This is a genomic window from Chryseobacterium pennipullorum, assembly GCF_003384725.1.
In the GTDB taxonomy this organism is placed as follows: domain Bacteria; phylum Bacteroidota; class Bacteroidia; order Flavobacteriales; family Weeksellaceae; genus Chryseobacterium; species Chryseobacterium pennipullorum.
On the sequence record NZ_QNVV01000001.1, the window covers coordinates 510,969 to 528,437 of the forward strand.

Consider the following 17,469-nt stretch of genomic DNA (forward strand, 5'->3'; position numbering starts at 1 on the left):
ATATGACTGAAACAACATGCCGGACAGCAGGTTTTATTTTAGATGATAAATACACCAACTTTTTATCTCAACTCATAATGAGACGCTAAAGAAGAAATTCCGTTGGTATTGCACTGAACAGCTTTATCTCATAGGAGCAACGCTAAAATCAAAGTCTGTACAGGAAATAGACTATCTTTGTTATGGACTTAAAATTATTCTCAATAATGAAGTTAGAATTATATCAGATCGATGCTTTTACAGAAGAAATATTCCATGGAAATCCTGCATGTGTTGTTCCATTGAAAAATTGGTTACCCGATGAGATCCTTTTAAAAATAGCCCGGGAAAATGCTGTAGCAGAAACCGCTTTCTTTATTGATAACGGCCATACCATTCATCTGAGATGGTTCACCCCGGAAATAGAAATGGATCTGTGCGGACATGCTACTCTTGCTACGGCTCATTGCTTGGTTTCCATCTTAAACTACCCGAACAACAACATCCTATTTGAAACCAAAAGTGGAGAACTGATAGTGAATGTAAAAGACGGAATGTATTATATGGATTTTCCTTCAAGAATGCCTGAACCATCCGGTCTACCTGATAATATAAGGCAATCACTCAATATACAGCCTAAAGAGGTATTCAAATCAAGAGACTATGTTCTGGTCTATGAGTCTGAGGAAGACCTCAAAAAAATCAGCATTGAAAGATCTTTATTCGACCTTATCAACCTGGATCCGGGAGGTGTGGTGGTCACCGCACCTGGGACAGACAGTGATTTTGTGTCAAGATATTTTACACCGCAGGCGTCCATTCTTGAAGATCCTGTAACCGGTTCTGCCCACTGTTCGCTCATTCCTTTCTGGTCCTCCAGGCTGGGAAAAGATCAGCTTTTTGCCCGTCAGCTATCAGAAAGAGGCGGCCAGCTCTACTGTGAAAACAAAAATGAAAGGATTATTGTAGCAGGTAAAGCAAAAACCTATTCCAAGGGCCATCTATGGATAGAATAATATTCTTCTGACCAGGATGTACAGCATACCATAAGCGCCAGTTCTTCTAAGCTGGCGCTTATTTTTTTAGACAGGATTATTATTCAGTAAGATGATCGGTTACTGCTCTCCCAAATCACGCCCTGACTTATAATGTGATAAGATGACATTCAATATATTGGACAACACGGGATGATGGTCATCCTTCCGCCAATTCAAATACAGACCGGACTGAAAATGTGTGGGTATAAAACGGATACCGGGGCTTTCGTGGAATGCATAGGAATCCGGCAATACCGCAATACCTAACCCATTTCTGACCAAAGCTATAATAGCAGATCCGAATTCAGAATAAAAACTTGCATCGGGAGACACCTCAAAATACCTGAACAGTTGCTGAATCAGCCCGATATAACTACTGCCCTCACCTTTCCCGGGTAAGATAAACTTCTGAAGCTTTAAAGCTTCGGGGGTAATATCTTCTACTGAACGGAAAGGATGATTTTCAGGAACAACAATGGCCAAATGATCCGAATACATTTTTTCGGAAGCAATATCTTCAGCAATCGTGAGGTCCCTTGTGATGGCAAGATCTACCTTGTAGTTTCTCAAAAACTCTTCCTGCTCCTCATACCGTACCTGAAGCAGCTCAATTTTTAGACCGGGATAGCTGCTTGAGATTCTGCTGAGCACGTCTGGCAAAAAAGACGCTGATAGCGAATCCGGATGCGAAATGATCAACGTTCCCACCTCTCCCAATTGTATCTGCCTTGCATGTTCATTGAAAAAATCCAGTTCATTAAGGACCTGTGCCCACTTTTCATAGAGGAATGTCCCTGCCGGAGTCAGCTTTACATTCCTTTTGTTTCTCTCGAACAACATAATTCCCAGTTCTTCTTCAAGCGCTTTGATCTGGCGTGAAAGAGCAGATTGGGTAATATTTACCTTACCCGCCGTATTCCAAAAGTGAAGTTCCTTAGCAAGAACTAAGAAGTATCTGATCTGTTGAATATCCATTAATGCAAATTATGCATTAATATATGAAAAAATAGCATTTTTAAACATTAAATAATCAAATATTTTTGCAGTGATTTACAAACAGATGAGACATGGAAAAGTTAGCTTATACACTGAGGCTTTGTACACCAGCAGATCTGGACAGACTTCTGGTACTGATCGGAAAGCACGCTGAATTTGAGAAAGCCCATTACAGCCCCGAAGGTAAGAAAGAACAGCTGCATGCAGCACTGTTTACAGAACCGGTATTTCTTACCTGTGTCATTGCTGAAGTGGACAGAGTGGTGATCGGGTATGCCACCTATACGTTCGACTATTCTACCTGGGATGCAGCAAAATTCATATACCTCGACTGTCTTTATATCGAAGACGAATACCGCAGTTACGGAATCGGTAAACACCTCATGGACTGGGTAAAAAAAACCGGTGAAGAAAATGACTGCGTCAATATGCAATGGCAGACACCAGATTTTAACGAACGCGCTATACAATTTTATAAGCGCCTGGGTGGCATAGGAAAGGATAAGGTACGGTTCACCCTACCCCTTAATCTAAGATTTTAGCTTCACCCGAAACAAACCCAAAAACACAACCTTTAGCATCTGCAGGTGAATAAGATGCAGATCACCAAGCATTACGATAACTATTATACCGTCAAAAAATGGAAAATATAGAAATTAAAAAAGTAACCTCTCACGAGATCGATACCTTACAGAAAATCGGAAGACAGACTTTTTCTGAAACCTTTTCAGATACCAATTCTCCAGAGGATATGGCTCAGTATCTTGAGGAAGGGTTTTCAATTGAAAAGCTCAGTACAGAACTCAGCCAGCCCACCTCAATGTTTTACTTTGCCCTATCGGAAGGTCAGGTAATCGGCTACCTGAAATTGAATACAGGCCGGTCACAGACTGAGCTGCAGGATGAAAAAGCACTGGAAATCGAACGCATCTACCTGCTATCTGCCTTTCACGGTAAAAAAGCAGGTCAACTATTATTTAATAAAGCCCTTCAGATCGCAGAGGAACTTCATTCTTCCTACCTATGGCTGGGGGTCTGGGAAAATAATCAACGTGCTATCCGCTTTTACGAAAAGAACGGTTTTGTCCCGTTCGACAAGCATTTATTCAAACTCGGCAAGGATGAGCAAACCGATATCATGATGAAAAAAATACTGTGATGAAAATGGATCAGGTACAAAAGTTGTGGAGAAACGATTTTTTTCTATTATACTTTTGCCTTGAAATCTAAGATCATCTCCCTTCAGTCGAAGGGAAGCCTGTAAAAAAATAAAATCAGAATAGATTATTTTCTATTCTGATTAATTTTTTCTATTCTGATTAATTATTGATTTAGCAACCCATCAACTTTTGACCGATCGGTAATTTTATGATGTGAAAAATCAGACTTTTTCAGTCTTTGTTTTTACATTTTGATTCTCATATACTGCGATACCGCCCACCCATGTTTCCAATACCGGAATGTTCCGCATTTTCATATACTGTGAAGATTGCGTCTTTAATGACAGAGGATCCTGCCCCAATATGACGAAATCAGCAAAGAGCCCCTTATCCAATGAACCTACCCACTTGTCGGCATAGCATTGCCATGCGGCATCATATGTAACGGCAATCAGGGCCTGCTCCGGGGTAAGGCATTCGGAGCTGTTTAAAACTTCAATGCTGGTGGTTTTCTTTTCCATAATTCTGGTGACCGATTGTTCCATCATTCTCAGAGGTCCCAAAGGGCTTACTTCATTATCGCTATGCAGGGTTATTCTCATCCCAACGGCCAGCGTTGAACCGCAAAGATCAAGCATCTGTGCTTTTTCACCAAATATTACTTTTTTAAAAGCATACCCCCAATACCCTACGTGGCCAATAAGGAAGCTGGGTGAAACCCCCATCTGTACCATATTGGTAATCTGATCGGCTGTCAGCAGCGAGCAGTGCTCTATACGGTTACGAAGTTCGGGACCTCTGTATTGGGCAAGCGTACGCTGATAAGCATTGATGGCAAATGTTACCGCCTGGTCGCCATTGGCGTGAACCATCAGCGGCCAGCCTTTACGGGCCACCACCGTATTGATCAGGGTATTATATCCTGGCGGAATTGTATGAGCGGGAATACCATTCTGCGGAAAATTAAAGATTCCGGTATTATTTGCAGGATCACATAAGTAAGGAGTACTCTGATAGCCGGTCAGTCCCTGATTTGAGCCATCTGAAACCACTTTCACGTGTCCGTAATAGACAGGCTTGTACCTGTCCGGCTCTGTATAAGCATCCAACTGATCTGCTTCTTCCTGGCTGGAACAGATGTAGGCCCCACCAGTTCTCACCCATTCATGATGGGTCTTAAAATACAGCGACAAGAGTTTCTCGAATCCTTTATTCAGTCCGGCATCATACATAAAGGTAACGCCTCTGGAGTTTGCCAGCTGGAAAAGCTCAGTGAGGTATTTATTGATATGGATGCTCATGGCAATAATCTGAACCATTACCACCTTTAATGCCGGGGTCATCTCCGGACTTTCCTGCAGCTGACCGCGCGTAGCCAGAATATATTCATCAGCAGACTTATATTGATTTTTCAGCGTGTCACTATGCTGATAAACGTGCTGAAGCGCTTTGGTATTCAGGTATAGCGTATGCATAGAAGCGCTTAACAGCATGATCGGTTCCTGGTCATTAATACTGTCGAGTACGGTGTTATCAATTGTCTGCAGTTCTTTGGTACCGTCTGCTTTCACCACAAAAGGCATTAATGACGGATCCAGCCCCCTTCCCAGGATCACATAGCCTGGAATTTTGGGAATGTTGTTGTTGACAATTGCCCCTACGGAAGTAAGATCATAAATTGGCTGTAAATCCTGTCCGTTAAACGGACTTACATCCAGCCAGTCGGCCATCATGGCAGTAGGCACCATGTGAACATGCGGCTCTATAAGGCCAGGAAGTAAGGTTTGTGTTCCGGACAATTCTTTTTTTTGATATCCCGGAAATTTCTGGTCCATTATTTTTTTTACCGTTTTTTTGTCACCGGTTGCCACCACATGTCCGTCAGCAATTCCAATGGCCTCAACGACGTCTGTTGATCCGCCGATCATGGGCCGGATGGTTCCCCCACTGATCATAATGGGCTGTGGTTTTGCTTTGATCTTTGCTCCGGAAAACGGCTTCATTTTTGCCAGATTTTCCGGACTGAAAAGTTCTTCTTTCAGAATTTTCAAAACAGGATTGTTGCAGGCGCAGTGCGTACAGCCATGGCTGTGTGGGTGTGATTTTTCCATAAAGATGATTGGATTAAAGTGTTTGTTTAATTTGAGTTTATTCTTCTTATTTTTCAATGATACAAGCTATAGAAAGGCAGGCTGCCGATCAAGAAAAATTAATTACATTATTAAAATTAAAAATGAATAATTTAAGAATATTACACCTACATAAATTATTATGCATTAATATTTTTCATTTATTTTCAGGTATTAGTTTATTTTATAAAAATAATAAAAAATATTATTTCCCGGTATTTTTTTTCACTTAGTATAGATTAATTTTCTGACTGAACGCTGACTGAAAAGTCATGAGTTACAGATTGCATTGATGAACTTCATGGTTAAAGCCACAAAATGGAATAATATTGATACAGCCTTCCCTATTTCAGCATCCAGCCTTTAATTTTCCTAAAAATACCAGCATCTTTTAAAAGAAAATGCCAAATATTCCGTTTAATTCTTAAATTTGGCTAATGCAAAAGAATATTTATCTTATCATTATATCATTCGCTCTTACCAGCTGCTATACTTATCAGGTAAAAAAACAGGTGGATACAGCAACCGCCACGAAGCAGGATTCTAAAAGGAATGCCGTTTCTGCCAGCAATACTTCTGCCCAAATAAACACCGCAACCGCTGATCCACAAAACATGAATCCACAGCCAATGCCAGTGGCCGTCAATGTTCAGGACAAACTTACCCCCGGTAAAAATGTTAAAATTCATGCTGATGGCAGAAGCTATAAGATCATTGTTGACCGTTGGGAAAGTGACAGTCTGGTGGCACATCCCGTACGCAACCCAAATAAAACGCTGAAATTCCATAAAAGTCAGATCAACGGAGAGAAAATCGGTGAAAAACGTTTTTCACAACCCATCGCTGATATTATTACGGTTACTGCTTATGCCGGAATCGCTGCGACCGTCTGGTATCTTCTCCGCTAATTTTAACACATTTTTATAGAAGTATAAACCATTGCTCAGAAATTAATGAAGTGGGTACTATAGTTTAATTTCTCCGCTCCCGTACGAATCCCCCCACTACTGCACGATGGTATCATGTGGTTCTTCTATTACAGATCAAACACTCTAAAACAACACCATCATCTAAAAGCCTTTTTCCATCAGAGTAATCTTTTGCAATGCTATATGGGTCATCACCTGCCTGATCACTGACGAATTGCTTGACACCAAATGATAAGACATTTAAAACACTGGTATTAAAGCGCTTAATCAAAGAGAATTTTTCTGTTTAAATGCAATGAAAATACAGACGGCACCTTTTTTGCCACAGCTTCTTTAGTTTGTAATCTACGATTTGGTTATTTTTGGTCGTAAGGAATGATTATAAGCCGATTAAAACTACACCGTCAAAAAAAAACTTTGCATGAAAAAAATTTTCGTCCTGCTGTTATCATTTGGATATTTCAGCGTGTTTTCACAATCAAAAATGATCGTCAGAAGTTCCGGAGACCAGTCTCCTGTTTCTGGTGCAACGGTCTCCTGCAACAATAAGGTGCTGGGCAAAACAGATGCAACAGGAACCCTGAATTTCAAAACAAAATGTAAAAAAGTAGAAATTTCGGCCAACGGATTTCAGGAGGAGGATGCAGTGGTAGACAAAGTGATGGAAGTCTTCCTTCCCAAGGCTGATCCTAATGTCAAAAATATTCAGGCTATCGTTCTGGAAGACAAAAGTGATCCCAGAGCCTTGGAAATTCTCAGGAAAGTTAATGAAAACTACAAGCAGAATTCTCCCCAGAGCCTGGATTCCTATTCCTATAAATCCTATGAAAAAATTTCGCTGGATCTGGACGAAGACAGCATCAATGCGTACAATGCCTATATTGCCAACCGTATAGACTCGTTAAAAAAACTTCCACAACGTCCTATGAAAGCTGCGGAGAAAAAAGATTCTGTGCAATCTGTGAACCTGATGAAGCTATTGGGTGAGAGTAAAATATTTCTGTGGGAGCGGGCTTCCCAGACCCTGTATTCCCAAAAATACGGTGAAAAAATCAATATCCTGGACAATAAGATGGCGGGTATCAAAGACCCGATCTATGAACTTATGACTTTCCGGTCCAATAAAAACCAGATCCCCAAAGAGATCCGGGAAGAAAACAGGAACCTTTACCGTTTCTTTTTGACAGATTCTATAGAAATTGAAGGAAGGCAGAATTATGTCATCCGTTTCCGTCAGGTAGATTACAAACGAACTGTAAAGCAGCGGAAATTCAACGGGTATCTCTATGTAGACAAAGAAACCTATGCCCTGAAAAAAATTGAAAGCAACAGCAAAGTAAAAAGTGAAGGCAGCATTACCAGTATCTGGAAACCAGTAGATAACAAATGGTTTCTTGTGAAGGAAAACTATAAGATGAAAATGACCTCCACCATCTTTGATAATGATGATAAGAAAGATAAAAACAAAAGCAAAGAAGAGAAGGAAGAGGATAAAAGGAATACCACCAGGTTTGGAAGCTACGCTTTTGTTACTGCTGATTATTTTGATTTCAAAACACCGATTGAGGAAAAACCGGAGGATTTCAGAGGTTATACCATTGGCGTAAAAAATTCGGATGGAACCAGCATCGATCAGTACCGTACAGAAAATCTTACCGCCCGTGAAGCAGCCACGTATACAACAATTGACAGCTTAAGCAGCAAGTATAAGCTGAACCAGAAAGCAAAAGCCTTAACCGGATTGCTGAAGGGTAAAATAAGGCTGGGAATGGTAGATTTCGACCTTTCAAAAATAGTCGGCTACAACAAATACGAGCATTTCCGGCTTGGAGCCGGAGCCAAGCTGAATGAAAAGTTCAGCAGGTATATTTCTCCGGATGCTTATTTTGCCTATGGTATTTATGATAAAGACTGGAAGTTCGGTGCAGGGGTAGACCTTCGTACCACGCTTGAGAAAAATTCATTTTTCCGGGTTGAATATTTCAATGATGTGATGGCAGCCGGCCGTTTTTCTGAAAACTTATGGAACTTCAGAATGAAAATAATGAATTCCGGAGTGGCTTTGAATAATGGGGTTTTCTATGGCTACGAAGGCTTAAGGGTGAGCTATGAAAATGATATCACCAATGCACTGACCATCAACGTTTCGGCAAAAAAAACGCAGGAAGAATCAAAATTTGATTACAATTTTAAAGGTCTCGGAAACCGGTTTGATATTGCATCGTCTACCATCACCCTAAAATATTCCCCGAATTCAAAGAATATTATGACGCCTACCGGAAAATATACGTATGAGCAGAATCTTCCTGAACTTTATCTGAACTATGAGCAGGGATACAAAGCCCTGGGCGGTGATTTTAATTTCAGCAGGTTTGATGCGCTATTTGTTCACAACTTCAAAACAAAGCTTGGGGTAACAGGGGTAAGGCTTTATGGCGGCCTGATTACCGGTGATGCTCCGGTATGGAAAAACTTTACCCTAAACGGATTGGGTAACGGAAGAGAAGGACTGAACTTCAACCTAACTTCCTATCTCGGTTTCGCCACCATGGAAGGCGGAAGGTATTATAATGATAAATTTGTGGGGGCCTATCTTACCCACAGGCTGCCGTGGTATTTCAAAAGCTTTGGGAAAAATGTGTCAAGCTTCGACCTTATCTACAGAGGGACCATCGGTGATATGAAAAACCCGGAATTTCATCAGTTCGATTTCAAGAAACTGGACCATTTGTATAATGAAGTGGGACTTGAATGGAATAATTTCTTATCCTCCCAGTTTAACTTAGGATTTTTCTACCGGGTTGGCTACTACAATACCCCGAAGTTTAAAGATAATTTTGCGATCCAGTTTAAGTTTAAATTGTTAGGATTCTAAACACAGGACCAACAGCCTTATTCCTCATCATCCTTACCAAAAAAAACAAACATGAAAAAAAAATCAGGCCAGCCAAAATTTCAGAAAAGAAGAAAAACCATACTGATCGTACTGGGAATTGTGGTCTTTATCTCCCTTATTTTCCCATTTTTGCTGAACATTTACCTTAAACATAAATTACCTGACCTCATCAATGAAAAAACTCCATATCAGATAACCCTCAAGGATTTTGATATGAATCTTTTCAAGGGTGATATTTCGGCCAATACCATAACGATCAAAACCAAGCCAACCCGTGATTCTGCCGTAACCAGGATATCAGGGAATATTAAAAGTCTTCAGGTTGAAAACTTCGGGATATGGAAAGCTATTTTCAATAAATCCTACAAAGTAAATACCGTGAAGCTTATGGACCCGAACATTCAGGTGGTTCTCGGCAAATCTAAAAAGAAAAAGGATTCAGTACAGAAGAAAGTAGATTTCGGTATTGAAAATATCCTCGTAAACAATGGTAATATTTCCGTAAAGCAAAGTGATAAAAAAGATCTTTTTACCGGTAAAACCATCAATATCAAGCTTACGGATATCCGCCAGAGCCAGGATGTTTCCAAAATACCGGTGGCCTTTAAAGATTTTAAAATCGATGCCCATGATGTGTTGATCACCGTCAATGATTTTTATACCATTTCTGCAGATAAGATCGATGCAAAAAACAAGCAGCTGAATATTTCGGCATTTCATCTGAAGCCTGTGGAAAGTCCGGCCGTGTATAATGCTAAAAATGTATTCGATCTGAAAGTCAGCCAGCTTTCTGCTGAGAACTTCATCATTGATCAGGACTCCCTCATTATTGATAAAGCCAGATTTGCCCAACCACAGCTGACTGTCACCTCTACTAATAAAAAAACAGTAAAAGAAAACCCGAAAGAAGTCAATCTGAAAATCGGAATCAAAGACCTGGATTTGCAGAAGGGTTCTGTGCTGGTCCAACAACAGGATAAAACAAAAACAGCTTCTATAGAGAACTTCCATGTGAACCTGAAAGATATTGTCTTTGACAAAAACACTGTGAAAGAAAAAGTACCTTTTGCATTTTCTACCCACAATATTGAGCTTCAGGATATCTATTTCAAGGTAGATCCTTTACAGGCGGTGAGCGTTAAGACAATCCGTTCTGATAATGCTGATATTTTCATTAATGACGCACAGTTCCAGGCCATTGGAAGCAGCACAACAAAAGATGTTTTCAACATTAAAACAGAGAAGATTGAGATCCTGAACAATACTTCAAAATTTGTGGGACAGCAGCTGCAGCTTAAGCTGAATGCGATCAATATCTATGCTCCCGATATTCAGATTATTGCCGCAGCTCATAAGAAGAAAGCTCCTTCAAAAAAACAAGGTCCTGCCCCTGATCTTACCCTACAACTCGGAGCACTGAACGTTATTAACGGAACATTCGGCCAAAAACAGCAGGGCATTCAGAAAATGAAGATCGGAAACTTTAATGTGAACCTGAATACGGTTACAACAAACAAAGACATCCTGAAAGAGGCAATTCCTTTTCACAGTAAAAATCTGATAACGGCCAAGGCCATTGACATGGATGCCGGAAAGTATTATCGCCTGAAAGCAGATCATATAAAGAACTCCGGCAAAACCACCAACATCAGTAATTTTGCATTTCTACCCAAATACTCAAGGAATCAGTTCAACAGGATGATAGCCGTAGAGGAAGATCTTTATACCATTAAAGCGAAGTCAATCAGTATAACGGATAAAAATTCGGTAATAGGCGGAAAAACAAGCATAGACCTGGATCATATTGTGCTGGACGGTATAGACTGTAATATTTACCACGATCTTGCCCCACCCGATGATAACAGTGCCCGGTATATGTTCAGCAAAAAACTTCGTGATGTAAAATTCCCGTTGTATGTAAGACAGGTAGACATTAAAAATTCAAAGCTCGTCTATGAAGAAATTGCGGAGAAGGCACAGATTCCCGGGAAAATCACATTTGAGCAATTTAACGCAAAAATCGCCAACGTAAACAGCGCCAAAATGAAAGGAAAGCCTACTATGATAAAAGTAGATACTGACTTTAAGTTTTTTGGAGATGCTCCTACAGACGTCCACTGGCAGTTTGATGTGGCCAATAAAAATGATGACTATGCCATCAACGGAATCATCAAAGATCTTTCGGTAGATAATGCCAATCTCTTTGTAAGGCCTTACCTGAATGTAACGCTTGACGGAAAAATTCATTACCTGAAATTTGATTATAAAGGAAACAGCAGTAAAATTGGAGGTAATTTTTATTTCAAATATACCGACATGCATGTGAACTTTATGAACAAAAACACAGGGAAAGAGAGAAAGCTGCTGACCGCCATCGCCAATATTTTTGTTAGAAACGATTCCAAAGGCGAGCCCAACCACGTAGAAGTTGAAAAAGAGCGTGACCCAAACAGAAGCTTTTTCAACACCTTATGGCAGGGCATCATGGAAGGGCTTAAGAAATATCTGATTTAATAGGATTTTTCTCCCTTAAGACTTGCTCTGGTATGCTGTATAATTCTTCCGCTGAATTTTGGTTATTCATATTTCGAAAAATCCACAGCAAATATACACCGGTTGACCTTGCTTCCATTCTGCGCTCCGGCATTGGGTTCATATTCTGTGAGGCTCCACAGGTAACCGTATTGGGATTCATAATAGAGCGATTCTGCACCATACGGCCAACGGTAACGTACGGTATTATCAGCACCGTCGGTATATCGTGCGAGCCTGGCATTGGAGCCATATGAATTGCTTGGTGATCCGGTACAGGAAAGCCAGGTCCTGTTGCCTTTCCGGAACACCCCCTGGATGCCATGGGCATGATTATCGGCAAAAAGACTATTTTTAGGTACTACGGTAACAATCCCGGAATTTTGAATCGTTCCGCTGGCATCAACGGGAAAACCGAAGACTTTTGGAGCAATGGAAGCATCAGCACTGCCCGCATAATACTGCCCGGTCCAGAGCTGATTGCCTTCATCATTCACCTGTATCGTAGAGAACGGATTGGCATTATTGATCTTGTGATACCCGGTCTGCGGCAATATATACCGATAATTGAAGGCAAATAAATTACCGTTGGCATCTTTACCGCATTTATCACTGGCGGCATCTCCTGTGCTTACTTCAATCAATTTATTCAGATCGAATATCCGGACCCCCAGATTGGTACTGCTGAGATACAGTTTCCCTTTGAAATAGGCAATTCCACCGGCATGCACTTTCAGCGGGGCATAAGAGCCGTACTGAGTATAGGCTGTGGTAGCAGCGGGAATGTCAGGCTGCACCAGCAGGATATGCCGATAGGTAAGATAGGTAGCTGAACTTGGACTGATATCGATCAGGGTAATTCGGGAACCTTTATGCTCCGCATCATCCTTTGCATACCAGCTCACCAAGAGGTAACGGATACCGTCTTTAGAGAATCCGGCTATGCCCTGCGGACGCCAGATGGATGTAGTTTCATCATCAGTATTCCAGCGGATTCCCCGCACCCGGTTTTCTTCGGGAATATTGAACCCATACACTTCCGTATACGCATTACCGCCTACAGCTTGCCGGTTTTTGTTGATCTGAGCCGGATTTAAAAATCTAAAATCAGAATTGATATAAGTACTGGTGTCTACATACGGATTGACACTTACCTCTCCAGCTGTCCTGCTGGCATTGAGTTTTGCCGGAAGCTCCTCCCCTGTGGATACGGAAGTCAATTGATCCTGGCATCCGATGCCTGTCATCGCAAGCATCAGCATCCATCCGAGTATCTGTTTTTGAATCATAGTTGGTTGAGTTAGTCATAAGATATCTTATGCCCTGTTTTTTATAAATCTCCAGCGAAACTACCGGATTTCATTTGTATCGGGATGACCTCAGTATTAAATATATATTAAACTTTATGGCTCGGCATATAGATTCTGGCTCCAAAGTCATACATTCCCTTTTCCTGAAGCTCTTTTCCTCCAAACTTGTAGGAATGATAGCCCGAAACCGGTGAAATATTCGCTTCTCCAATATGGTTTAACCCAAATGGATAATAATTGTTAGTTCCGGTAATTTCATGAGCACCTGCGCTGTTTCTGGAGAAACTTACCCTTACTGAACTGCGTTCGCGGCCTTCGTAAAGGTCCTCTTTTACTCGTCTGTCATAATGGTCTTTGTAGGTAACAACGGTTTTTTTATAATAAAGCCACTACAATTGCAGTGGCTTTTATTTTTATTCAATGGCACAAGCGAGAAGTTTTCTACAACGGGGACCTTTTTAGAATGGCAGTTTATTATGCTATATGAAACTCTTATTTGTTGGAAGTATAAAATCAAAAAAAATTTCAGAATAATCTTCATTAAAAAAAAATAATCTACTAATATTATCTTTTCTAACCACAACAAATTTTACATATTCAATAGTTCTATTTTTAATTTTAGATAAATTATTTAAGACTTTTAATGTTAACTCTTCAATACTTTTTTCTTTAGCCATTTTATTTCTCGCTTTATATGACATAATCAGATCACTCACCTCTATTGGACGATTTGAATAAGACACCTCACAAGCAAGCAGTTTTGGATCATATTCATATATTTTGTTATAAATTAGATCTTTCATTTTTTTTAATGTTTTAATTTCCTATTCTTTTTTTTTGGTGAAACATATTCTACTTTTGCTCCTAAAACAGCTCCATAGTCATATCCATCACTATTTCCTCTTCCTAACCAGTTGGGATTAGTCCATCCCGAAGTTGTATCCGGACGGGTATCAGTTATCATCGTGAACTGATGTGTTGCCATCCCATCCGGATCTATAAAGCTTATCGGATTGTTGAAGGCATAGTTATAAGGACTATGTCTTCTCATCATTTCTGCCAGTGGATCTATTACACCCCATCTTGCAATATCCGGCATATAGATTCTTGCTCCTAAATCATACATTCCCGTTTCCTGGATCTCTTTATCACCAAACTTATAGGAATGGTAGCCTGAAACCGGTGAAATATTCGCTCCTCCAATGATTTAACCCAAAGGATAATAATTGTTAGTTCTAGTAATTTCACGAGCGCCTGCGTTGTTTCTCGCGAAACTTACCCGTACATTGCCTAGGTGATCTTTGTACTGGTAAATATAGGGTTTTATATAAATAGTAAAAACCACTGCGATTGCAGTGGTCAATTTTATCGGATCAAGCCTAAGACTTTGTACAGCAGGAGTAATAATTGTATTATTATTTGTAAGCTTCAAATGAAAAAGTGTTACTTTTTATAGTGCCTCCATAAAGCTTATATTTCTTTAGTTTTTCTTTCTGTCTTTTTGTTAAATCCATATAAACATTTTCTAATATACAAAGATCTAATGATAGTGCATACTTATTATGATCCAAAAAATAGTAATCATACTCACCTTTGATATCTAAACGTGGTATTCCTGTCATATCCAGTTCCACATTATAATCAATTTCTTCATTAGGTCTAAGCAAGACTAAGTTATTTACTAGATAATAATTTTTTTGAGCAGCAGATATTGTTTGAATAGAATTTTTATTTTTCCACTTAAGTATTAATTCTTCTTTTTCCTTATCACTAAAACCCATATTTTTCGAATATTCATCTTTATAATTTTCTACCAAATCCATCATTTTACTAGAAGCTTCAATAAACTGATTTTTTGAGTTATCTTTTAACATAATTGTTGGAGAAAGATATTTATATGAATATTCACTTTCTTGGCTTGCACAGTATTCTGATGAATAATATGCCTTAAAGCCAGTTTTATCTAGAGGAAGTGCATAAAAATCATTCGTTTGATTTTTAACAGTTATTCTTAATAAATATTTCCCTGTACTTATCTTTTCGTGAACAAGGATATCAAGCTTTATTTGTGAATTATAAAAAGTATAAAAACTAATACTTAATAGTATAAGCAATTTTCTCATTTCCAAATTATTTTTTAAGATTATTATAAAATTGCATGTAAGCTCTCATTAAATTATTCAAATTATCCTGTACACGCATAATGGAGCTTTGAGAATATCTGAAATTAGCAGGGATTCTTTCTGCTCCATGTTGTCTGTATGTATAATCCCAAGAATTTGATATATTAGGATTTCCCATTTTTGTTTCCCAAGAATAGGAAATATATTCGTTAAAATAGCCAAAAGCATCTCTGCTTGTTCGATTATTCTTGTTAGATTTGATAGTATCATAGAATGTTTCTTGGAAATAATGTGTAATTGAATGATTCAACTCATGTCCAATAATATAAGCGTATTCGAGAGGACTCGATATATTTTTCATACTTATTAATATTTCAAAACCGTTAGATTTACCTTTGTATAGAAAACTATTTGTCTCTTTAAAGAAAATCTTACTATCTGCACTAGTATTCCCTGCAACAAAGAGCCGTCCTGCAACATCAGAAATAAATCCTGTTTTCATTATTTTCTCATGATCTGTAAAAGCTGGCTTACCGTTAACAGGATCTTCAATTCCTACTTTTTTAAGCTGTTTAATGAATTCAAATAATGTTTCCACACTTCTTCCTTCTCCGAAATAAGATAGCCCAAACATAATACCTTCTGCTGTATTTAAGTAAATAGCGTCATCACTTCCATAATTTCCATTACCACCACCACTACCATAACCACTATATGCTGTATCTATACTCCCAAATTGTGCCCCACCTCTTCCTATCCAGTTAGGATTGATCCAACCTGAAGGAGCATCTGGCTTAGTATCTGTTGGCATTGCAAACTGACGAGGTGCCATTCCATCAGGATCTACAAAACTTACCGGATTGTTGAAGGCATAGTTATAAGGACTATATCTCCTCATCATCTCTGCCAGTGGGTCTATCACTCCCCATCTTGCGATATCCGGCATATAGATTCTTGCTCCAAAGTCGTACATTCCCGTTTCCTGGATCTCTTTACCTCCAAACTTATACGAATGGTAGCCTGAAAACGGTGAAATATTACCTCCTCCAATATGGTTTAACCCAAATGGATCATAATTATTGGTTCCGGTAACTTCATGAGAACCTGCGCTGTTTCTCGCGAAACTTACCCTTACTGACCTGCGTTCGCAGTCTTCGCAAAAAATTCTCTTTTACTCGTCTGTTTAATTGGTCTTTATACTGCTAAATATAACGGTTTTATCTAGCAAATGGTAAAAACCACTGCGATTGCAGTGGTTTAATTTTGTCAGCTCAAAGTCATAGAATGCGCAACGTTTTTCTAAATCAAAATGAGTCACCTACAAGATATAACACAAGAAAATATTCAAATATTATATTTAGCATAAACAAAATAGTTAAAAACCTAAATCTATTAAGATAGAAAAATGACCAAAAGAACAATATAACTCCTGAAAGATAATTTAAAAAGAAAAAATAAGCGCTAAAGACACTTCCTAAACTATAAAACACATTATAATTGCTAAAATAAAATATGATAAATTGTATATTTTGGATTAGAATTAATAATTGTAGAAAATAAAAAATTTTTAAAATCCATTTTTTCATCTTTTATATTTTAAAATATTATAAATAACTTCATTTCGATATGCTTCATCTATATTTGAGTGATTAATTACGGAAGATTTTGTACTTCCTCCCGGAAAGAAGAAACTTCCTGTCACATCAAAATTTTGAATAATTGTTCCAGAGTTTGATTTTATCGCGCGCGCGCCATGTGACCGTAAAATATTAGACCCACCATCCGTTTGAAAATAATTAATTACATGTTCAACGTTCCTTGAAATTACTCTATTTACTTTATCAGAATTCGGTCCATTTGCTGCATCCACTAAAACCATTAATTTTACAGGCACATTTTTCTTTTCTAGTAATCTAGCAACTTCCATTACTTCTACACCTCCCCTACTATAACCATAAAGGATTACATCAGTCTTTAATATAGAATATTGAGCAGCTATATAATTAGCGAATCCCTGAGTTACATCAGATGTACTTCCAAAGTAATCGTGATTATATGAAGAAACATTCATTCTATTTTTTTTAAGGGTATTTTCAATGCTTAATGTAGTTTCTGATTTCCCCATTAGTCCCAATGCTAGATCTGCACCTCCAATCATAAAAACAAATGGATTTCCCGGTTCTTGCAGCTTACCAGACTTACTAAAATCAAACCTCGAGAAGTTTGGCTCATATGCTGCACTTATAAGTTTTCTAAAAGCGTTGGTAACCTTCCCTGTTTTTGAAGACTTACCCTTTTTCAAACAGTTTATAAATATAAAATATTCTCTAATTGATCAAAAACTCTTTAGCATATAGCCATGGACTAAGTCCATTTAA

14 protein-coding genes are annotated in these 17,469 nt (G+C 38.8%); 6 read left to right on the forward strand and 8 right to left on the reverse strand.

The window, feature by feature from the left end:
- Positions 1 to 206: 206 nt before the first annotated feature.
- The gene (locus tag DRF67_RS02355; protein ID WP_115926223.1) at positions 207 to 995 is read left to right on the forward strand and encodes a PhzF family phenazine biosynthesis protein; all 789 of its coding nucleotides are present in this window, start codon (positions 207 to 209) and stop codon (positions 993 to 995) included.
- Between the two features lie 99 nt (positions 996 to 1,094).
- On the opposite strand, the gene DRF67_RS02360 is transcribed toward DRF67_RS02355, so the two are convergent.
- Positions 1,095 to 1,991, reverse strand: a complete 897-nt coding sequence (locus DRF67_RS02360; RefSeq protein WP_115926225.1) for a LysR family transcriptional regulator — start codon at positions 1,989 to 1,991, stop codon at positions 1,095 to 1,097.
- 92 nt (positions 1,992 to 2,083) lie between these two features.
- Here DRF67_RS02360 and DRF67_RS02365 point away from each other — a divergent pair, with 92 nt between their 5' ends.
- Together DRF67_RS02365 and DRF67_RS02370 are read left to right on the forward strand one after the other, a co-directional pair.
- Positions 2,084 to 2,554 carry a GNAT family N-acetyltransferase gene (locus tag DRF67_RS02365; protein ID WP_115926227.1) on the forward strand — a complete coding sequence of 157 codons (471 nt, stop codon included), beginning with the start codon at positions 2,084 to 2,086 and terminating at the stop codon, positions 2,552 to 2,554.
- 98 nt (positions 2,555 to 2,652) lie between these two features.
- Complete coding sequence (locus DRF67_RS02370; protein ID WP_115926229.1) at positions 2,653 to 3,171, forward strand: GNAT family N-acetyltransferase; 519 nt, start codon at positions 2,653 to 2,655, stop codon at positions 3,169 to 3,171.
- Positions 3,172 to 3,393: 222 nt separating this feature from the next.
- Here the strand turns inward: DRF67_RS02370 and DRF67_RS02375 are convergent, their stop codons facing one another.
- Positions 3,394 to 5,283, reverse strand: coding sequence for an amidohydrolase (locus tag DRF67_RS02375; protein ID WP_123912697.1), 1,890 nt, complete (start codon positions 5,281 to 5,283; stop codon positions 3,394 to 3,396).
- A 455-nt stretch (positions 5,284 to 5,738) separates the two neighbouring features.
- Between DRF67_RS02375 and DRF67_RS02385 the strand changes: the two genes are divergently transcribed.
- The 3 genes from DRF67_RS02385 to DRF67_RS02395 all read left to right on the forward strand — a co-directional run bounded on the left by DRF67_RS02385 (position 5,739) and on the right by DRF67_RS02395 (position 11,640).
- A complete protein-coding gene (locus DRF67_RS02385) occupies positions 5,739 to 6,209 on the forward strand; it encodes a hypothetical protein (protein ID WP_115926235.1) in 471 nt (156 codons plus the stop codon).
- Between the two features lie 442 nt (positions 6,210 to 6,651).
- A complete protein-coding gene (locus DRF67_RS02390; protein WP_115926237.1) occupies positions 6,652 to 9,105 on the forward strand; it encodes a DUF5686 family protein in 2,454 nt (817 codons plus the stop codon).
- Positions 9,106 to 9,156: 51 nt separating this feature from the next.
- On the forward strand, positions 9,157 to 11,640 hold the full coding sequence (locus tag DRF67_RS02395) for an AsmA family protein (RefSeq protein ID WP_115926239.1): 2,484 nt from the start codon (positions 9,157 to 9,159) through the stop codon (positions 11,638 to 11,640).
- A 62-nt stretch (positions 11,641 to 11,702) separates the two neighbouring features.
- Here DRF67_RS02395 and DRF67_RS02400 read toward each other — a convergent pair whose 3' ends face one another.
- The 6 genes from DRF67_RS02400 to DRF67_RS02430 form a co-directional block, all read right to left on the reverse strand.
- Positions 11,703 to 12,947 (reverse strand): hypothetical protein, encoded by a 1,245-nt coding sequence (locus DRF67_RS02400; protein WP_115926241.1) that lies wholly within the window; start codon positions 12,945 to 12,947, stop codon positions 11,703 to 11,705.
- Between the two features lie 500 nt (positions 12,948 to 13,447).
- Entirely contained in the window at positions 13,448 to 13,771 is a 324-nt protein-coding gene (locus DRF67_RS02405) for a hypothetical protein (RefSeq protein WP_115926243.1), read from the reverse strand.
- A gap of 5 nt (positions 13,772 to 13,776) precedes the next feature.
- Entirely contained in the window at positions 13,777 to 14,175 is a 399-nt protein-coding gene (locus tag DRF67_RS21760) for an RHS repeat domain-containing protein (RefSeq protein ID WP_317047989.1), read from the reverse strand.
- Between the two features lie 208 nt (positions 14,176 to 14,383).
- Positions 14,384 to 15,091: a hypothetical protein gene (locus tag DRF67_RS02415; protein WP_115926245.1), complete on the reverse strand. Its 708-nt coding sequence runs from the start codon at positions 15,089 to 15,091 to the stop codon at positions 14,384 to 14,386.
- A gap of 7 nt (positions 15,092 to 15,098) precedes the next feature.
- A complete protein-coding gene (locus DRF67_RS02420) occupies positions 15,099 to 16,256 on the reverse strand; it encodes an RHS repeat domain-containing protein (RefSeq protein WP_115926247.1) in 1,158 nt (385 codons plus the stop codon).
- Positions 16,257 to 16,673: 417 nt separating this feature from the next.
- Positions 16,674 to 17,393, reverse strand: coding sequence for a hypothetical protein (locus DRF67_RS02430; RefSeq protein WP_115926251.1), 720 nt, complete (start codon positions 17,391 to 17,393; stop codon positions 16,674 to 16,676).
- Positions 17,394 to 17,469 lie beyond the last annotated feature (76 nt).

What these genes read in the sequence shown, in the direction of transcription:
- DRF67_RS02355 (WP_115926223.1), top strand. Translation starts at nt 207, where the DNA reads ATGAAGTTAGAATTATATCAGATCGATGCTTTTACAGAAGAAATATTC.
- DRF67_RS02360 (WP_115926225.1), bottom strand. Translation starts at nt 1,991, where the DNA reads ATGGATATTCAACAGATCAGATACTTCTTAGTTCTTGCTAAGGAACTT.
- DRF67_RS02365 (WP_115926227.1), top strand. Translation starts at nt 2,084, where the DNA reads ATGGAAAAGTTAGCTTATACACTGAGGCTTTGTACACCAGCAGATCTG.
- DRF67_RS02370 (WP_115926229.1), top strand. Translation starts at nt 2,653, where the DNA reads ATGGAAAATATAGAAATTAAAAAAGTAACCTCTCACGAGATCGATACC.
- DRF67_RS02375 (WP_123912697.1), bottom strand. Translation starts at nt 5,283, where the DNA reads ATGGAAAAATCACACCCACACAGCCATGGCTGTACGCACTGCGCCTGC.
- DRF67_RS02385 (WP_115926235.1), top strand. Translation starts at nt 5,739, where the DNA reads ATGCAAAAGAATATTTATCTTATCATTATATCATTCGCTCTTACCAGC.
- DRF67_RS02390 (WP_115926237.1), top strand. Translation starts at nt 6,652, where the DNA reads ATGAAAAAAATTTTCGTCCTGCTGTTATCATTTGGATATTTCAGCGTG.
- DRF67_RS02395 (WP_115926239.1), top strand. Translation starts at nt 9,157, where the DNA reads ATGAAAAAAAAATCAGGCCAGCCAAAATTTCAGAAAAGAAGAAAAACC.
- DRF67_RS02400 (WP_115926241.1), bottom strand. Translation starts at nt 12,947, where the DNA reads ATGATTCAAAAACAGATACTCGGATGGATGCTGATGCTTGCGATGACA.
- DRF67_RS02405 (WP_115926243.1), bottom strand. Translation starts at nt 13,771, where the DNA reads ATGAAAGATCTAATTTATAACAAAATATATGAATATGATCCAAAACTG.
- DRF67_RS02415 (WP_115926245.1), bottom strand. Translation starts at nt 15,091, where the DNA reads ATGAGAAAATTGCTTATACTATTAAGTATTAGTTTTTATACTTTTTAT.